Source organism: Bradyrhizobium sp. GW821-FHT12B03 (assembly GCF_058807535.1).
This window is the reverse complement of the sequence record NZ_JBXAQU010000023.1, coordinates 92,997-110,427: the sequence shown is the minus strand read 5'-3', so window position 1 is coordinate 110,427 and position 17,431 is coordinate 92,997. Positions and strand designations below refer to the sequence as shown.

General features: G+C 66.2%; 14 protein-coding genes. 10 read left to right on the top strand and 4 right to left on the bottom strand.

Annotated elements, in window-relative coordinates; genetic code table 11:
• Positions 1-150 precede the first annotated feature (150 nt).
• The 3 genes from AC1RUR_RS32915 to AC1RUR_RS32905 are packed head-to-tail and all read left to right on the top strand — an operon-like array spanning position 151 to position 3,554.
• The gene (locus AC1RUR_RS32915) at positions 151-1,713 is read left to right on the top strand and encodes an amidohydrolase family protein (protein WP_492851840.1); all 1,563 of its coding nucleotides are present in this window, start codon (positions 151-153) and stop codon (positions 1,711-1,713) included.
• A 3-nt stretch (positions 1,714-1,716) separates the two neighbouring features.
• Positions 1,717-2,646: a CobW family GTP-binding protein gene (locus AC1RUR_RS32910; protein ID WP_492851838.1), complete on the top strand. Its 930-nt coding sequence runs from the start codon at positions 1,717-1,719 to the stop codon at positions 2,644-2,646.
• Between the two features lie 44 nt (positions 2,647-2,690).
• Positions 2,691-3,554 (top strand): urea carboxylase-associated family protein, encoded by an 864-nt coding sequence (locus AC1RUR_RS32905; protein WP_492851836.1) that lies wholly within the window; start codon positions 2,691-2,693, stop codon positions 3,552-3,554.
• A gap of 34 nt (positions 3,555-3,588) precedes the next feature.
• Here the strand turns inward: AC1RUR_RS32905 and AC1RUR_RS32900 are convergent, their stop codons facing one another.
• Both AC1RUR_RS32900 and AC1RUR_RS32895 read right to left on the bottom strand, forming a co-directional pair.
• On the bottom strand, positions 3,589-3,960 hold the full coding sequence (locus AC1RUR_RS32900) for a hypothetical protein (RefSeq protein ID WP_492851834.1): 372 nt from the start codon (positions 3,958-3,960) through the stop codon (positions 3,589-3,591).
• 108 nt (positions 3,961-4,068) lie between these two features.
• Complete coding sequence (locus AC1RUR_RS32895; protein ID WP_492851833.1) at positions 4,069-4,446, bottom strand: tautomerase family protein; 378 nt, start codon at positions 4,444-4,446, stop codon at positions 4,069-4,071.
• A 162-nt stretch (positions 4,447-4,608) separates the two neighbouring features.
• Here AC1RUR_RS32895 and AC1RUR_RS32890 point away from each other — a divergent pair, with 162 nt between their 5' ends.
• Positions 4,609-5,208: a TetR/AcrR family transcriptional regulator gene (locus AC1RUR_RS32890; protein WP_492851831.1), complete on the top strand. Its 600-nt coding sequence runs from the start codon at positions 4,609-4,611 to the stop codon at positions 5,206-5,208.
• A gap of 143 nt (positions 5,209-5,351) precedes the next feature.
• Here AC1RUR_RS32890 and AC1RUR_RS32885 read toward each other — a convergent pair whose 3' ends face one another.
• The gene (locus AC1RUR_RS32885; protein ID WP_492851829.1) at positions 5,352-5,825 is read right to left on the bottom strand and encodes a hypothetical protein; all 474 of its coding nucleotides are present in this window, start codon (positions 5,823-5,825) and stop codon (positions 5,352-5,354) included.
• 11 nt (positions 5,826-5,836) lie between these two features.
• Entirely contained in the window at positions 5,837-6,337 is a 501-nt protein-coding gene (locus AC1RUR_RS32880) for a hypothetical protein (protein ID WP_492851827.1), read from the bottom strand.
• 297 nt (positions 6,338-6,634) lie between these two features.
• Between AC1RUR_RS32880 and AC1RUR_RS32875 the strand changes: the two genes are divergently transcribed.
• From AC1RUR_RS32875 to AC1RUR_RS32850, 6 genes are all read left to right on the top strand, one after another.
• A complete protein-coding gene (locus AC1RUR_RS32875) occupies positions 6,635-8,317 on the top strand; it encodes a methyl-accepting chemotaxis protein (protein ID WP_492851825.1) in 1,683 nt (560 codons plus the stop codon).
• 12 nt (positions 8,318-8,329) lie between these two features.
• Positions 8,330-9,001, top strand: a complete 672-nt coding sequence (locus tag AC1RUR_RS32870) for an aspartate/glutamate racemase family protein (protein WP_492851823.1) — start codon at positions 8,330-8,332, stop codon at positions 8,999-9,001.
• Between the two features lie 149 nt (positions 9,002-9,150).
• Positions 9,151-10,872: an AMP-binding protein gene (locus AC1RUR_RS32865; protein ID WP_492851821.1), complete on the top strand. Its 1,722-nt coding sequence runs from the start codon at positions 9,151-9,153 to the stop codon at positions 10,870-10,872.
• Between the two features lie 12 nt (positions 10,873-10,884).
• Positions 10,885-14,190 carry an acetyl-CoA carboxylase family protein gene (locus AC1RUR_RS32860; protein WP_492851819.1) on the top strand — a complete coding sequence of 1,102 codons (3,306 nt, stop codon included), beginning with the start codon at positions 10,885-10,887 and terminating at the stop codon, positions 14,188-14,190.
• A 236-nt stretch (positions 14,191-14,426) separates the two neighbouring features.
• Positions 14,427-16,286: a sigma-54-dependent Fis family transcriptional regulator gene (locus AC1RUR_RS32855; protein ID WP_492851817.1), complete on the top strand. Its 1,860-nt coding sequence runs from the start codon at positions 14,427-14,429 to the stop codon at positions 16,284-16,286.
• A 115-nt stretch (positions 16,287-16,401) separates the two neighbouring features.
• Positions 16,402-17,289 carry a LysR family transcriptional regulator gene (locus tag AC1RUR_RS32850; RefSeq protein WP_492851815.1) on the top strand — a complete coding sequence of 296 codons (888 nt, stop codon included), beginning with the start codon at positions 16,402-16,404 and terminating at the stop codon, positions 17,287-17,289.
• The last annotated feature ends 142 nt before the right edge of the window (positions 17,290-17,431 follow it).

Below are 17,431 nucleotides of genomic sequence, written 5' to 3'. Positions count from 1 at the left end.
TGCCGCGAGGACGCGAACGCATGTCGATGGCGCTGGCAAAATGACGCAGCGGTGTCGTGCTGCGGTCCGACCCCTGCTTTGACTGGCCTCCCATGCAAGCATGCCGCATCGGCGTCCGCGGTGGTGGCCGTTCTTCCCAAAATCTGCACTATGCGCCCCGCGCCTCCGGAGTTGCTGTCGGACCTTCGGAGGTTTTGGCCTTTTGCTTTTCGGAGTGACGATATGAGCGGTTTGGTGATCTCTGGCGGCCGGGTGGTGGATCCCGCGAGCGGGATGGATGCCATCGGCGACGTGGCGGTGGTGGACGGCAAGATCGTCGCCGTCGGTACCTCGCTCGGCGGCGCCGAGCGGGTGATCGACGCCGCCGGCCTCGTGGTCGCGCCAGGCTTCATCGATTTGCATGCCCATGGCCAGTCGATCCCGGCGGACCGCATGCAGGCGTTCGACGGGGTGACGACGACGCTCGATCTCGAGGCCGGCGTGCTTCCGGTGGGGTCCTGGTATGAGCGCCAGGCCAGGAAGGGCCGCGTGCTGAACTACGGCGCCGCCACCAACTGGGCCTTTGCGCGGATCGGCGCCATGACGGGCTCGAATGCGGAGAGCTCGCTGGAGGCATTCGGCAACGCCATGCGCGATCGCCGCTGGATGGACAATGTCGCGAGCGATGCGGAGGTCGCCGGCGTTCTCGAACGCCTGGCGCGCGGCCTCAACGAGGGCGGCATCGGCATCGGCATTCTGAACGCCTACGCGCCGGGTGCCGGCGTGCAGGAGCTGACCGCGGTCTGCCAGCTTGCGGCAAAGCAGGACGTGCCGACCTTCACCCACGTCGCCTACATGTCGCGCATCGACCCTGAAAGTGCGGCGGAAGCCTATATCCGCCTGATCGGCTATGCCGGCGCCACCGGCGCGCACATGCACATCTGCCATTTCAACTCGTCGAGCAAGACCGACATCGAGCGCTGCCGCGTGCTGGTCGAGAAGGCGCAGGCGCAGGGCCTGCCGATCACGGTCGAGGCCTACCCGTACGGCACCGGTTCGACCGTGCTGGCCGCCGCCTTCTTCAGCGATCCGGAGTTCGTCGAGCGCAACGGCACCGGCTACGACTCGGTGCAGCGCGTGACCGACGGCTACCGCTTCCACGACCGCGAGGAGCTCTTGAAGGCGCAGGCCGAAGAGCCGTCCTCGCTGGTGCTGTGGCACATCCTCGACACCGAGAACAATGCGCATCACCGCGATCTGCTCGACATGTCGGTGCTGTATCCCGGCGGCGCGATCGCCTCCGACGCGATGCCGTGGACGACGTCGGACGGCAAGACCTACACCGGCGACGCCTGGCCGCTGCCCGATGACGCCACCTCGCATCCGCGCTCGGCCGGCTGCTTCACGAAGTTCATCCGCGAATGGGTGCGCGAGCGCAAGACGGTGTCGCTGCTCGAAGGCGTACGCAAATGCGCACTGATCCCCGCGGAGATTTTGTCGCAGAGCACGCCCGCGATGCGCGCCAAGGGCAGGCTCGCGAAGGACGCGGATGCCGACATCGTCGTGTTCGATTATGAGAAGCTCAGCGACCGCGCGACCTTCACGGCGATGAACCGTCCGTCGGAAGGTGTGCGGCATCTGGTCGTCAGCGGCCAGCCGCTGATCAGCGACGGCGTGCTGGACGTGACTGCGCGGCCGGGCAAACCCGTGCGCCGCGCCGTCGTCGAGAGCTGAGCCATGCCGGTCCCCGTTCTCCTGGTCACGGGCTTTCTGGGGGCGGGCAAGACCACGGTCGTCAACCATCTGCTGGCGCATGCGGAGGGGCGACGCATCGCCGCCGTGGTCAACGATTTCGGTGCGATCAACATCGACGCGGAGCTGATCGCGGGCGCCAGCGACGGCGTGGTCAGCCTTGCCAACGGCTGCATCTGCTGCTCGCTCGAAGGCGATCTGCTCCGCACGCTCTCCACGCTGCTGCGGCGCGATCCGAAGCCGGACACCATCGTCATCGAGACCAGCGGCGTCGCCGATCCCTCCGACATCGTGCGCAATCTGATGGACCCGGTGATCCTGCGCGAGGCGCCGCTTGAAACCGTGCTCTGCGTGATGGATGCGGGAGCGCCGCCGTCCGCCTTCGATGATGCGCTGGTGCGCGCGCAGCTGCGCGTCGCCGATATCGTGGCGCTCAGCAAGCTGGACCTGGCGGACGAGGGCGCAGGCTCCCGGATCCGCGAGGCCATCCGCGCGCTGCGCGTTCCTGCCGTGGTGGTCGACGCGCAGCACGGCGAGATTCCTGCCGCGCTGTTGTTTCCCGCGACCATTGATCGCGCGCCCACGCCGCGCGAGGTGGGGCCGCGACGGCCGGCAGAAGAACGCTTCGAGACGCTGAGCTGGACCTCGGACCACCCGATCTCGCTGCCGCGCCTGCAGCAGGCGATCGGCCAGCTGGCGCCAAAGCTCGCGCGCGCCAAGGGCCTGTTCGAGACCGTCGAGCAGCCGGGACGCCAGATGGTATTTCAATTCGCCGGCGGCCGCGCCACGCTGGCGCCGGGCGAAGCGTCGACGCCAGGCGTGCCGCGGGTGCGGATCGTCTTCATCGCCGAGCTCGGCATGCTCTCACGCGCCGAGCTCGACGGGATCATGGAGGCGTGCGTTGCGAGTCGGTGAGATGAGGCGATAGGATGGATTCCAGTCACAGGGGGCAGCCTGGCATGTCGCCCATAATCGCACCCGCAGACGCCGCTTCGCGCCGCGCCGCCAAGCCGACGATCGTCTATCCGGCCAGCACGATGCCCGGGCCCGATCTGGCCGCGCTCGGGCAAGCTCGCCGCACGATGGTCAAGACGCACGAGCTCACCGTACCGCCGCGCGACGCCAGAACATTTCGCGTGGCGCGCGGCCAGTTTGTCCGCATCGTCAGCATCGAGGGTCCTCAGGTCGGCGATCTCAATCTCTGGAATGCGGGGGATCTCTCCGAGCGCTTCTTCAGCGGCAAGACGCGGGCGCTCCATGGCACGCATGTCGGCGTCGGCGACCGGCTCTGGAGCAATATGCCCTACCTTCGGCCGATGGCGACCATCAGTCACGACACGCTCGGCTGGTACGGCTTCGACGAGGACGGCGCCGGCATTCATGATGTCATCGGCACACGCTGCGATCCCTATACCAATCTCCTGTTGAACGGCACGGCTTACGATTTCTGCTGCCATTCCAACCTGTCGCGCGCGCTTGCCGCTGAGCTGAAGATGGAGCCACGCGCGGTCGAGCATCACGTCCACGACGTGCTCAATGTCTTCATGTGCACCGGCTTCACCAGGGACACGCACCAGTATTTCATGAAGGCAAGTCCCGTCCGTCCCGGCGACTTCATCGAGCTCTTCGCGGAGATCGATCTGCTCGGCGCGTTGTCGGCCTGTCCCGGTGGAGACTGTAGCGCAACCCATTCCAGCGATGCTGCGGCCTGCCATCCGCTCAAGATCGAAATCTTTGAGCCGGATCGAACGACACTGAAGGGCTGGAGCTGGCCGTCGCCAAGCGCGTATCACCGCCACCACGGTGGTCATGCAGGAAGCTGAGTCTCACAGGCAGTTTCCCCGGAATGCGGCCATGTCACTCCCCTTCGGGCTCGGCCGGCTTCTCGGTCGCCTCCTCGGCGTGAACCGGCGGAGCGCCGTGCGCGCCGCGCAGCCGGATCATGGTGTCGATCACGTCGACCTCGATCTTCAGCATGTCGAGATCGCGCGTCATCTCGCGCACCTCCTGGCCCTTGCGCGCCAGTTCCTCGGAGACGTCGACCGCCGTCTTGCGCTCGGTGACGTTGCCTTGCGTGTTGACGAACAGCTTTGCGCGCACCCATTCGAGCCGCGCCCGATGGGTGTCGCGCTCGAATTTCTTCTCGGCGTAGCGACGCCGCGCCTCTGCGTAAGCGCCCACCAGCGCGGTTTCCGGCAGGCTCCACAATTGCTCGACCGACATGGTCATGCGGCTCAGGTCCCGGGTTCGGCTCGGCGGAGGCTTGCTCCGCGCCCTATCAGACCCTTCCGGCCGGCAATTCTCAAGGGGGCCCCGGCAACTCGGCGCCCGGCAAGCTCACGCGAACTGCGCGATTCCGTTCCCGACGGACCAGTTTGCCGCGGGGGAATCGAGCACGTTCACGAACACATCCTCGGGCCGGATGCCCGGGTTGTCGCCGAGCAGCTCCGCGATCCGCCGGTACAGCGCCTTCTTCTGTTCCGCGGTGCGCGTCGCGAACACGGTGATCTGGATCAGCACGGCGTCCTCGCCTCGGTTGACGCCATAGGCGTTGCCGCAGCGGAAGTTCGCGGGTTCATGCTCGGTGATGGTCATGAACTCGTCGCCCTCGGGCACGTTCAGCGCCTCGCGCATGGCGCGATAGAGGCCGTCGAGGATCGCCTGCCGGTAGGCGTCCGGCTTTCCGGCGCGCATCGAGACATGGAGGAGCGGCATGAGCTGGTCCCTTTGCATGCGGGCGCGACCGGCCGAGGCGCGTTCATGCGCCGGTCGTTCGACCCATTGACGAAACGGGCTATCAATCCCAATTAGTTTTTGACACGATGTTTAGAAAGCATGTTCTTGACGTCGTGTCAAATATCTCGGGAGGAGTAGAATTTGAGACCGCGCGAGTTCGATCACGACGACGTCCTGCGCATCGCGTTCGACCAGTTCTGGCGCAAGGGCGTCCGCGGCGCCTCGCTGTCGGACATCGCGCGCGACGCCGGTGTGCAGCGCGGCAGCCTCTACAATGCCTTCGGCAGCAAGGAGGCGTTGTTCCTCCAGGCCTATGAGCGCTATGCGGGCGACTATCTCCTCGGCCTGCAAAAGGCGCTCGGCGCGGGCAGCTTGCGAAAGCGCCTCACCGCGTTCTTCGACCTGACCATCACGAATTTCCGCTCGGGCTCACCGCCGCGCGGATGTCCGACCACGCGCGGCCTGATGGAGCTCGGCGCGGCCGAAGGCGAAGGGCTCGACGAGGAGGCGCGGCAGGCCTTTGCGAACCTCATCTCGCGCATCACCGCTCTGGTTCAGGACAATTTGTCCGCGGGCGCGGAACGCGGCGAGTTCAACGGCAATCCGGCGGCCGCAGCGCTGCACATCATCACGGTGACGCGCGGCCTCGCCGTGCTCGAACGGGCCTTCGGCGACGAGGCGCAACTGCGCAAGATCGCCTCCCACACGATCGATCTCGTGCTCGGCAGGAAGGGCGGCTAGGCGCGGATGCGAGAACGACGACCCCGGCGGTTGACGTCGCCGGGGCCGTCTGGAGGTTTCATGGAGAGCATCGAGCACTGCGTCTCCATGGCGATGTCGATACCGCAGGACGGCTCTCGTTGCGAGTAGAACCCATCAAAGCATCAGCAGAAGGCAAGCGCGTTGACGGCCCGCGTCGTCGCAATTTCGTTCTCGTTGCCGACGAACTGGCAGACGGCCGACTCGAGTTCACCAGGCTGCCTGCGGCGCGCGGCTGCCAGCAGCCGCATCAATTCCGCCTCGTCCTTCGACAGGCGCCGGCACGAGGGCGGCATGAAGCACAGCTCGCATGGCCGGCCGCTGCGCAGGATCCTGACGAGCGCCGCAGCCCGCGCGACCAGCAGCGGACTGTCGTTGATGCCGGGCGCCTCGTCGGCAAAGCGATAGGCCGCCTCCCAGCAATCGGACGCGCCGGTCGCATAGGCAGCTCCGATGAAGCGGAACAGCGAAAGCGCGACGCGAGAAAAGTCATCGTAGCTCTCGACGCTCGGACGGATCGCCAGCGCGGCCTGGAGCGGGCAGAGCCGCGACTGGCCGGTCTCCGCGGACGAGGTCGAGCCGCACACATCCTGGATCATGAACGATCTCGTCAATGCAACGTGGGACTTCCCACCAGCCAGCTCTTCATCGCCATCATCCGATCGTGGTCGGGTGACTGGACGTGCCGGTCAGGCAGGATGAGGCCGGCCATGCGGAAGATCGTCGCAAGTCCCCGGACCGGCGCCAGAGCCCAATCCGCGCCGACCGGCGGCAGCCAGCACTCGAACTGCTCGCGCGCGACGTCGTCGCGCTCCTTCTGCGCCGCGGCGATCGCCCGCAGAATTCCGTGCTCGCTCTCCGACATGCGCGGACAGGTGGGGCAGTGCACTTCGATGGCCGTATGCGCCGTGCAGGCAAAGATCTCGATGATCGATTCCAGCGAAGGCACGGCATCGCCGACGCGAAAGTGGTCATACACCTGCTGGATGTCGGCCGCCGTCGGAACGGCGCCTCCGCTGCGTGCCTTTGCCCGAAAACCCCAGACGAAGAGCCGCTCCGCCGCAGTCAGCGCCGGAAGGTCGAGGGGCTTGGCATATGTCGATTGATGCATTGAGGCTCTGGCCTTTCGCTGCGCGCACGCCGCGACTGATACTGACGATCTGTACCGATGGTTCCGCCAGAGCCTCTCGCAAGTCAACGCGTCGAGGGTCGATATCGAGGTCTTCTAGATTTGAAGAGTTCGGATCTCGGATCCGGTCGGCCCCGCAAACCGGCCTGGTCGCACGCGGCATGCCGGCCGCCGGCCCGCGTGATTTTGCGCGGATTTGGAGAACCCGAATGCTTAAAGCTTTGCTAAGGGATGCGGGATAAATTGGCATATCTGTACCGCCAATTCTTGCGAGCTCCGATGATTTTCTCCCGTATCAGTTTCAAGCTGGTCCTGATTGTCGGCATCAGCCTCCTCGGTATGGTCGCGCTGGCGCCGATCGCGCTTTCGACCCTGCGCACGCAGATGGTCACCGACCGGCAGGCCAAGACGCAGCAGATGGTGGATGTCGGCTACGGCATCCTGGCGCATTATCAGAAGCTCGAGAGCGAAGGAAAATTGTCGCGCGAGCAGGCGCAAGCCGCCGCGATAGCGCAAATCAAGAGCCTGCGTTACGACAAGGTCGAGTATTTCTGGATCAACGACATGACCCCCAAGATGGTCATGCACCCGATCAAGCCTGAGCTCGACGGCAAGGATCTCGCCGGAATGAAGGATCCCGCCGGCAACGCGCTGTTCCAGGGTTTCGTTGACGTCGTCAACAAGCAGGGCGCCGGCTTCTACAGTTACCTCTGGCCGAAGCCCGGCTTCGACCAGCCGGTCGGGAAAATCTCCTATGTGAAGGGTTTTGCCCCCTGGGGCTGGATCATCGGCACCGGCATCTATCTCGATGACGTCGATGCGGTGTTCCGCCAGAACGCGACGACGTTCGCGCTGGTGTGTCTCGTCGTGCTCGTGCTGGTGCTCGGTGCCTCCTTCGTGATCGGCCGCAGCGTCACCAAGCCGCTGGCAACGATTACGGCGCTGACCGAGCGCCTTGCCGCCGGCGACAGCGCGTTCGATGTGCCCTACACCGATCGGCGCGACGAGGTCGGCGGGCTTGCCAAGGCGCTCGCCGTGTTCAAGGACAATGCGTCGGCCGTGGACCGGATGCATGCCGAGCAGCAGGAGGCGAAGCAGAGAGCCGACGGCGAGAAGCGCAAGACGATGGCCGATCTCGCCGGCAAATTCGAGGCGAGTGTGCAGGCCGTGGTCCGCGACGTGTTCGACGAGGCACGCGCGATGCAGCAGGCCGCCCAGGGCATGTCGGAGACCGCAAACAAGGCGACCGATCGTGCCAGCTTCGTTGCGACCGCCTGTCAGCAGGCCTCCAGCAACGTGCAGACGGTGGCCTCCGCCGCCGGTCAGCTGTCGTCCTCGATCACCGAGATCAGCCAGCGCGTCGCGCAGGCCGCGACGGTCGCCGACAAGGCCGCCGCCGACGGCCAGCGCACCAACGACACCGTGCAGGGGCTCGCCGCGGCCGCGCACAAGATCGGCGAGGTCATCGACCTCATCAACCAGATCGCCTCGCAGACCAACCTGCTCGCGCTCAATGCCACCATCGAAGCGGCGCGCGCGGGCGAGGCCGGCAAGGGCTTTGCCGTGGTCGCGAGCGAGGTGAAGTCGCTCGCGAGCCAGACCGCAAAGGCGACCGACGAGATCGGCGCGCAGATCAATGCGATCCAGGCCGAGACCAACCAGGTCGTCGGCAACATCGAGAGCATCCGCGCCACCATCATGGAGGTCAACGAGATCTCCTCGTCGATCGCAGCCGCCGTCGAGGAACAGGGTGCCGCGACGCAAGCCATCGCGCACAGCGTGCAGGAGGCGGCGTCCGGCACGGATCAGGTCTCGCAGAACATCTCCGGCGTGACCGACGCGACCGCCGAGACCGGCCAGGCCGCCGGCCTCGTGCTGCAATCCAGCGGCCGGCTGACGCAGAAGCTGCAATCGCTCCAGGACGAGGTCAGCACCTTCGTTGCCGGCGTACGCGCGGCCTAGTATAGCGGCAGGATGCACCAAAACTCCGATCGGCCCGCCCGCATCCTGCTGATCAATCCGAACAGTCTTGAGGCGACCACTGCGATGATGGTCGCCATCGCGACATCGGCCGCCGCTGACGCTGTCGACATCGTCGGCGCCACGGCGACGCGCGCGCCGTCGATGATCGTGTCGGCGGAGGCGCTCGACGCGGCCGCGCCCGAGGTCGAGGAGATCGCGCGCGCGCATCAATATTCCTGCGACGGCATCATCGTCTCCGCGTTCGGCGATCCCGGTCTCGCCGGAATCAGGGCCGCGATGAAGCTGCCTGCGGTGGGCATCGGCGAGTCGTCGATGCTGGAGGCCACCGAAGGAGGCCGCCGCTTCGGCGTGGCAACCACGACGCCGCTATTGGAAGCGAAGATCGACGCATTGCCGGCCGCGTTGGGATTGCGGTCGCGCTACACCGGCACGCGCTTTGCCGCGGGCGACCCGCACGAGCTGATGCGCGACCCGGCGCGGCTGCGCGCGGCTCTCGCCGGCGCGGTCGAGGCCTGCATCACGCAGGACGGGGCGGAAGCTGTCATCATCGGCGGCGGGCCGCTGGGCGAGGCCGCGCGCGCGCTTCAGCCGATGTTCGCTGTCCCCGTCATCGCGCCGATCCCGTCCGCCGTGCGGCGGATCATTCGCCTCGTCACGGCGTAACGCCTGTTTTTTCCGCGCCGCGGCATCGGCCGTGATATGGAAAACTGTTTTCCTTGACATGACCTCTGCCGTGCTCGACGTGTAACGACGTCGAGTGAGGGCACGCGCGCGTGTCCTCACGAAAAGAAAAGCAGCACGGGAACGACGCCATGAGCGCAGGCCTCAACGAGAAGGACTACCTCGCCACCCTGCGCGGGTTGTGGGACAAGGCTTGGCCGAGCGGCCTGCCGCGCTCGCCGAACTATCTGCATGGCGAAGTTCCCCTGACGGAATATCTGCGCGCCTGGGCGCAACGAAGCCCGGAGCGCCCCGCGGTGATCTTCTACGGGCACGTCACCACGTACGCCGATCTCGATCAGCAGAGCGACCGTTTCGCGGCGCTGTTGCAGGCGAAGGGCGTGCGCAAGGGCGATCGCGTCGCCGTTTTCCTGCCGAACTGTCCGCAATTTCACATCGTGTTCTTCGGTATCTTGAAGCTCGGCGCGGTCCATGTCCCCGTCAGCCCGCTGTCGCGTGCGTTCGAGCTGTCCTACGAGCTCAACGACACACAGGCGGAGGTGATTGTGGCGCTGGACCAGCTCATCCCCGTCGTCGAGCAGGTGAGGGGCGAGGTGCAGTTGCGCGAGATCATCGTCACGAGCTTCGCCGATGTCGTGCCGGCATCGCCCGCATTTCCCGCACCCGACTCGATCCGCACGCCGCGCATCGCGGTCGCAGGAGCGACCGATCTGCTGCCGGCGCTTGCCGCGCTACCCGCACCCACGCCGCTGCCGCCGCCCGGCCTCGACGACGTCGCCGCGCTCAACTACACAGGCGGCACCACGGGCATGCCGAAGGGCTGCGTCCACACCCATCGCGACATGGTGTATACGGCCGCCGCCAATTATGGCATCTCGGTCGTGTCGGACGAGAGCAGCGTGTTCCTGTCGTTCTTCCCGGAGTTTTGGATTGCGGGCGAGAATTTGGGCCTGATCTTCCCGCTGTTCTCCGGCGCGACGCTGGTCCTGCTGGCGCGCTGGGATGCGGTCGGCGCGATGGCCGCGATCGACAAGTACAAGGTCACGATCACGGCGATGCCGGTCGACGGCGCGGTCGAGATGATGGACCATCCGCGCTGGAGCGAGTTCGATCTGTCGTCGTTGAAGCAGGTGCGCGTCGTCTCCTTCGTCAAGAAGCTCAACGCCGATTATCGCAGGCGCTGGAAGGATCTCACCGGCACGATCCTGATGGAGGCGGCCTGGGGCATGACGGAGACCCACACTTCCAACACCTTCACATCAGGCTTCCAGGACGACGATTTCGATCTCAACAACCAGCCGATCTTCGTCGGCCTGCCGGTCCCCGGCGCCGAGTTCAAGATCACCGATTTCGAGACCGGCGCGTTGCTGCCGCTCGGCGCGGAAGGCGAGATCCGCGTACGCACGCCGTCGTTGCTCAAGAGCTACTGGAACAAGCCGGAGGCGACCGCAGAGTCTCTTATTGATGGCTGGCTGCGCACCGGCGATATCGGCAACATCGACAAGGACGGCTTTCTGCACTTCCTTGGTCGCCGCAAGGAGATGCTGAAGGTCAAGGGCATGAGCGTGTTTCCGCCGGAGATCGAGGCGCTGCTCGGGCAGCATCCGAAGGTGCTGGGCTCCGGCGTGGTCGGGCGCGACGATCCCGACAAGGGGCAGGTGCCGGTGGCCTATATCCAGCTCAAGCCGGAGGCGATCGGCACGATCTCGGCCGAGAGCCTGCGCGCCTGGTGCGCCGAGCGCATGGCCGTCTATAAGGTTCCGGAGATCCGCATCATCGAAGCCCTGCCCCTCACGGCGACGGGCAAGGTGAAGAAGCAGGACCTCGATCCAAACCTGCCCGCCGCAGTCTGAGTGAGAGCCATCATGTCGTTCAAAAAGCTCCTGATCGCCAATCGCGGCGAGATCGCCATCCGTATCGCACGCGCGGCAGCCGACGCCGGCATTGCGACGGTCGCGATCCATCCCGCGGACGATGCGCTGTCGCTGCATGTGCGCGTTGCCGATGAGGCGGTCGAAATTCCCGGCCGCGGCGCGCGGGCCTATCTCGACATCGAGGCCGTGGTCAAGGCGGCGAAGACGGCCTCCTGCGATGCCGTGCATCCCGGCTACGGCTTTCTGAGCGAGAACGCGGCGTTCGCGAAAGCCTGCGCCGATGCAGGCATCACATTCGTCGGGCCGAAGGTGACGGCGCTCGAGCTGTTCGGCGACAAGGTTGCGGCACGGCAACTGGCAAAACGCTGCGGCGTGCCGATCATCGCCGGCACCAGCGGGCCGTCGAGCCTTGAGGAGATCACGGCGTTCTTCACGTCGCTCGGCAGCAGTGCGGCGATCGTGATCAAGGCGATGGCCGGCGGCGGCGGCCGCGGCATGCGCGTGGTCGAGCATGCGGCCGATCTGGCGGAAGCCTATGCGCGCTGCCAGTCCGAGGCCAAGGCGGCATTCGGCTTCGACGGCGTCTATGCCGAGCGGCTGATCCGGCAGGCGCGCCATATCGAGGTGCAGATCATCGGCGACCGCCATGGCGCGATCTCCCATCTCTGGGAACGTGAATGCACCATCCAGCGCCGGCATCAGAAGCTGGTCGAGGTGGCGCCGAGCCCGTCGCTGAGCGAGCCCTTGCGTGGTCGCATCATCGAGGCGGCGAGGCAGCTTGCGGCGGCCGCGGCTTACGACAATCTCGGCACGTTCGAATTCCTCGTCGATGGCAGCGCCGATGACACTTTCGCGTTCATCGAGGCCAATCCACGGCTCCAGGTCGAGCACACCGTGACGGAGGAGGTGCTCGGCCTCGACCTCGTCCGCGCCCAGCTTGCGGTCGCCGCGGGCAGCTCGCTGGCTTCGCTCGGCCTTGCGCAAGGCGCGATCCCGAAGCCGCGCGGCTATGCCATGCAGCTCCGCGTCAACATGGAGACGCTGGACGAGACGGGCGCGACGCATCCGACCGGCGGCGTTCTTGCCGTGTTCGAGCCGCCGTCGGGGCCCGGCGTCCGGGTCGATAGTTTTGGCTATGCCGGCTACAAGACCAGCGCGGCCTTCGACTCGCTGCTCGCAAAAGTCATCGTGCATACGCCGGGCGAGGCCTGGCACGACGTGGTCGCCAAGGCATCGCGCGCCCTGCGCGAATTCCGGATCGACGGTGTCGTCACCAACATCGCCTTCCTTCAAGCGGTGCTCGCGCATCCCGACTTCAGGACCAACCGCATCGCGACCGATTTCATCGACCGCAACATAGCCAAGCTGGTCGAGGCCGCCGACGGTGCGGCCAAGCCGCTCTATTTTGCGGCGACCGAGCGAAGCGGCGTTCACGGCATCGAGGTGCAAGTCGCGCAGGTCGTGCCCGAAGGTGCCGTGATGGTCGCCGCGCCCTTGCAGGGAACCATCGTCACCATCCAGGTAAGGGAAGGCGAGATCGTGCGCCCCGGCCAGCAGCTCGCCGTGATCGAGTCCATGAAGATGGAGCATCTCGTCATGGCCGAGCAGGGTGGCCGGGTCATGAAGCTCGTCGCCGGCGACGGCGTCACGTTGATGCATGGCGAGCCGATTCTTTATATCGAGCCGCTCGATGTTGCGGCTGATAGCACCGCGGCGGAGGCTGACATCGATCTCGACCACATCCGCCCTGATCTTGCCGAGCTGATCGCGCGCCAGGCCGATACGCTCGATGCGAACCGCCCGGCCTCGGTCGAGCGCCGTCGCAACACCAATCAGCGCACGGCGCGCGAGAACGTCGCGCAGCTCGTCGATGACGGCTCCTTCATGGAGTATGGCAGCCTCGCGATTGCGGCGCAGCGCCGCCGGCGCAAGCTCGACGACCTCATCAAGAATACGCCGGCCGATGGTCTCGTGATGGGCGTTGCCACCGTCAATGCGGAGCATTTCGGCGGAGAGGACGCACGCTGCATCGTCGTGGCCTATGACTACACCGTGCTCGCGGGCACGCAGGGCCATATGAACCACAAGAAGATCGACCGCATGCTGACGCTTGCGGAAGACTGGCGCGTGCCGCTGGTGTTCTACGGCGAAGGCGGCGGCGGCCGGCCCGGCGACACCGACCGGCTCGGCATGACCGGTCTCGATGGGCCGTCCTTCGTGCAGTTCGCGAGGCTCTCCGGGCTCGTGCCCGTGATCGGCGTCGTGTCCGGCTATTGCTTCGCCGGCAATGCCGCGATGCTCGGCTGCTGCGACGTCATCATCGCCACCAAGAACGCCTCGATCGGGATGGGCGGCCCCGCGATGATCGAGGGCGGCGGGCTCGGCGTCTACCATCCGGCCGAGGTCGGCCCTGTCTTGTTCCAGTCGCCGAACGGTGTCATCGACATCCTCGTCGAGGACGAGGAGGAGGCCACATCCGTCGCGCAAAAATACCTGTCCTATTTCCAGGGCGCGGTGACGCAGTGGCAGGCCGCCGACCAGCGCCTGCTTCGTCGCGCGATCCCCGAGAACCGCCTGCGCGTCTACGACATCCGCAGCGTCATCGATCTCGTCGCCGACAAGGACAGCGTGCTGGAGCTGCGCCGCGACTACGGCGTCGGCATGATCACCGCGCTGATCCGCATCGAGGGCAAGCCGTTCGGCCTGATCGCCAACAATCCGCGTCATCTTGGCGGCGCGATCGATGCCGATGCCGGCGACAAGGCCGCGCGCTTCCTCCAGCTCTGCGACGCCTTCGACCTGCCGATCGTCTCGCTCTGCGACACGCCCGGCTTCATGGTCGGTCCCGAGGCCGAGAAGACCGCGATCGTGCGCCACGTCTCACGCATGTTCGTGACCGGCGCGAGCCTCACCGTGCCGCTGTTCGGCATTGTGCTGCGCAAGGGTTATGGGCTGGGCGCGCAGTCGATGATCGGCGGCGGCTTCCACGCCTCGTTCTTCACCGCGGCCTGGCCGACCGGCGAGTTCGGCGGCATGGGCCTGGAAGGTTATGTCCGCCTCGGCTTCCGCAAGGAGATGGAGGCGATCGCCGACCCCGAAGAGCGCGAGACCTATTATCGCAACAAGGTCGCCGAGCTCTACGCCAACGGCAAGGCGGTCTCGATCGCCTCGGTGTTCGAGATCGACAACGTCATCGACCCCGCGGAGACGCGGCGCTGGATCATGGCGGGCCTGCGTTCGGTGCCGAAGCCGGCGCCGAGGACGGGGAAGAAGCGGCCGTGTATCGATACGTGGTGAGGGCGGTGCAGCAAAACCAGAGTCGCTTGAGGCAATCCGCGTCCACACCGTCATGCCCGGGCCTGTCCCGGGCATCCACGTTCTTTTCGCGTTCGCGGTAACACGTGGATGGCCGGGACAAGCCCGGCCATGACGACGCGGAAGCAGCGTGCCGGGCGTCTGTTCCCGGTTCCCGATTGACATCCCCGCCTGTGGTGCCAGACTTTGCACAATAATACAGGGTGGAGACGTCCGCGATGGCCAGCCTTTCGGCCTCGAACCATGTCGCCCGTGTCTTGTCCGTCGCCAATCATGTGGCCGACGTCGATGCCTCTTCGCGGATTGCCAACTCCTGGCGGCGCTGCCTGATCAGCCACAAGCTCGACCCCGCCCGCCAGGGCCCGCCGCAGACGCTCACCGAGGCCGAGATCCGGCATGTCGCCGAGCCGATGGAGGAGACGATCCGGCTCGCAACGCCCGAACTCGACGATCTCGCCCGCGTGCTGCGCGATGCCGGCTATTGCGTCAATCTCGCTGACGCCAACGCGACCATGCTGTTCAGCCGGCTGCCGGGCGAAGCCGATGCAAGGATGTTCCTGGACTGGAAGATCTACACCGGCTCGAACTTCGCCGAGACGTTCGAGGGCACCAACGGGCTCGGCACCGCGCTCGCCGAGCAGAAGCCGATCCTGGTGCATCGCGACGAGCATTTTCGTGCGCAATGGCACATGTTCTCCTGCGCCGTGGCGCCGCTGTTCGATCAGGCCGGCCGGCTCGCCGGCGCCGTCAACATCACCTCCTGCCGGGAGGATCTCGAGCGCGCCGCGCATCAGCTTGCACTTTCGGTGACGATGGAGGCGACGCGGCGGATGGAGGGGGCGATCTTCCGCGGCCATTTCCACAACGCCTGGATCGCCACGGTGCCGGGTGACGGCGGCAGCGGCCTGCTCGCCTATGACGACGACCGCCGCATCGTCGGCGCCTGCCGTTCCGCGCGTGCGCTGCTCGGCCTCACCGACGGCATGATCGCATCCGGCATCGATCTGTCGCGCTACGTCAAGTTCGATCATCGCGCCGCGCGCGGTGCTGACGATGTCGTCGAGTTGCGCCGCGCCGATGGCAGTCCGCTCGGCCAGGGGCATGTTGCGCCGCCGCTGCGGACAAGGCCGTCCACGCAGCGTCGTGACGTCCCTGTTGACCGTTTCGATGCCCTGCATCGGCTCGCCGGCCGCGATCCCGGCCTGATCAAAAGCGTGAAGCGTTTGAGAAGCATCGGCGATCACAATCTGCCGGTGTTGCTGCACGGCGAGACCGGCGTCGGCAAGGACGTGTTCGCCCGCGCCATTCACGCCGCGAGCAACCGTGCGCGCAACAGCTACGTCGCGCTGAACTGCGCGGCGATGCCGGAGAGCCTGATCGATGCCGAGCTGTTCGGCTACGAGGCCGGTGCCTTCACCGGCGCGCGGCGCGACGGCTCGAAGGGTCTGATCGTGCAGGCCGACGGCGGCACGCTGTTCCTAGACGAGATCGGCGACATGCCGATCGCGCTGCAGACGCGGCTGTTGCGCGTGCTGGAGAACCGCGAGGTCTGGCCGCTCGGCGCGCTCAAGCCCGTGCCGGTTGATATCCGCCTGATCAGCGCCACCCATCGCGATCTCGGCCGCATGGCCGAAGAGGGCGCCTTCCGCGCCGATCTCTACTTTCGCCTGCGCGGCATGGAGGTGCGTTTGCCGGCCCTGCGTGAACGCGCCGACCGCGACGACATCATTCGCCAGATCGCGCGCGAGGAGGCGCCGGATTGCCGCCTGTCCGATGAGGCCTGGGTGTTGCTCGCGGCCTATCCGTATCCCGGCAACATGCGCCAGCTCCGCCACGTGCTGCGGCTCGCCGGCTGCACGGCGGAGGATGGGGTGATCAGCGATGCCGATCTCGATCTGCCGCCGTTTGGTGGACGTGCCGCGGAGCCCGATCTCGCCGCGGCCGAGCGCGCGACGATCGTCGAGGCGCTGCGCAAGCACGGCGGCCGGGTGACCGAGGCGGCGCGTGCGTTGAAGCTGAGCCGTGCAACGCTGTATCGCAAGATCAAGCAGCTGAAGATCGAGACGGGATTGTCCTAGACGCGGGCCCGGGTATCCTCCTGCTGAAACAAGCTGGTATTCTGCGCGCAGGCCGCATCTTCGGGCGCGATGCGCAACATCCGATTTCCCAATAGCGAGCAAAGGAGAGGATTCGATGGAGGAGATCGAAGTCCTTCTGGCTGTCATCGAAACCGGCAGTCAGACCGCAGCCGCGCGACGGTTGGGACGATCGCTGCAGTCTGTCAATCGGCTCCTTTCCACGCTGGAACGCAGTGTCGGTATTGAGCTGGTGCGACGAACCACCCGGCAGTCGCTGGCGACCGAAGCGGGGCTGGCGTTCTATCGTCGTGTCAAGCCAGCCTATACGGAGATCAGCGAGGCGCGGCTCGAAGCCGCAAATCGACGGGTCGAGCCGTCGGGTCTGTTGAGGATAGCCGCGCCCGTCCTTTTCGGATCGACCTATGTTGTGCCAACCATCGCCGATTTCATGGCGCGCTATCCGCAGATCGAGGCTGATCTGCATGCCTCCGATCGACCCATCGACGTCATCGGAGACGGGTTCGACCTTGCCGTGCGGATAAGGGAGTTGCCGGACTCGTCGCTGAAGGTCCGGCGGCTCGGCGAATTGCGCACCGTCGTTTACGGGGCGCCCGCCTATTTCGTTCGTCACGGTCGTCCGCGTCATCCCAACGATCTGGCCGGCCACCAATGCATCATTCGCAAGTCCGATCACGGCGAGACCGACACATGGCGGTTCCGGATCGGCGGCGACATCAAGATGGTGCAAGTCAGCGGCCGCTTTCGAACGGACCACACGACGGCCCTGCATCGAGCCGCCTGCGATGGCATCGGTGTCGGATATGGCCCTTTCTGGCAGATCCGCGATCTTGTCGACCACGGTGCACTGGAGATCGTGCTGAAGAATTTCGAGGCGCCGCGCATGCCGGTGCAGGCCGTATTTCCACCGAGCGCGATACCGCCGGCCAAGACGCGCCTCTTCGTGGATCTGCTCGCAAAGAGGTTGAAGCGCGAGCGTCTGTGAGGCGCGCGCTTCGCGTGGTTCCGGCAGACACCTCCTCACGACTCTTCCGGTTTGCGGGAATGTCTATCTCGGGGCGCGCCGGTTGTCTGCGAGCGCGCTCGGCGGCAGCTTGGGAGCACGGGCACTTGGCCCGCTTCGGCGC

Bases quoted from the DNA above. Each gene is read 5' to 3' on its own strand.
- AC1RUR_RS32915 (WP_492851840.1), top strand. From the start codon at position 151: ATGCGCCCCGCGCCTCCGGAGTTGCTGTCGGACCTTCGGAGGTTTTGG.
- AC1RUR_RS32910 (WP_492851838.1), top strand. From the start codon at position 1,717: ATGCCGGTCCCCGTTCTCCTGGTCACGGGCTTTCTGGGGGCGGGCAAG.
- AC1RUR_RS32905 (WP_492851836.1), top strand. From the start codon at position 2,691: ATGTCGCCCATAATCGCACCCGCAGACGCCGCTTCGCGCCGCGCCGCC.
- AC1RUR_RS32900 (WP_492851834.1), bottom strand. From the start codon at position 3,960: ATGACCATGTCGGTCGAGCAATTGTGGAGCCTGCCGGAAACCGCGCTG.
- AC1RUR_RS32895 (WP_492851833.1), bottom strand. From the start codon at position 4,446: ATGCCGCTCCTCCATGTCTCGATGCGCGCCGGAAAGCCGGACGCCTAC.
- AC1RUR_RS32885 (WP_492851829.1), bottom strand. From the start codon at position 5,825: ATGATCCAGGATGTGTGCGGCTCGACCTCGTCCGCGGAGACCGGCCAG.
- AC1RUR_RS32880 (WP_492851827.1), bottom strand. From the start codon at position 6,337: ATGCATCAATCGACATATGCCAAGCCCCTCGACCTTCCGGCGCTGACT.
- AC1RUR_RS32875 (WP_492851825.1), top strand. From the start codon at position 6,635: ATGATTTTCTCCCGTATCAGTTTCAAGCTGGTCCTGATTGTCGGCATC.
- AC1RUR_RS32870 (WP_492851823.1), top strand. From the start codon at position 8,330: ATGCACCAAAACTCCGATCGGCCCGCCCGCATCCTGCTGATCAATCCG.
- AC1RUR_RS32865 (WP_492851821.1), top strand. From the start codon at position 9,151: ATGAGCGCAGGCCTCAACGAGAAGGACTACCTCGCCACCCTGCGCGGG.
- AC1RUR_RS32860 (WP_492851819.1), top strand. From the start codon at position 10,885: ATGTCGTTCAAAAAGCTCCTGATCGCCAATCGCGGCGAGATCGCCATC.
- AC1RUR_RS32855 (WP_492851817.1), top strand. From the start codon at position 14,427: ATGGCCAGCCTTTCGGCCTCGAACCATGTCGCCCGTGTCTTGTCCGTC.
- AC1RUR_RS32850 (WP_492851815.1), top strand. From the start codon at position 16,402: ATGGAGGAGATCGAAGTCCTTCTGGCTGTCATCGAAACCGGCAGTCAG.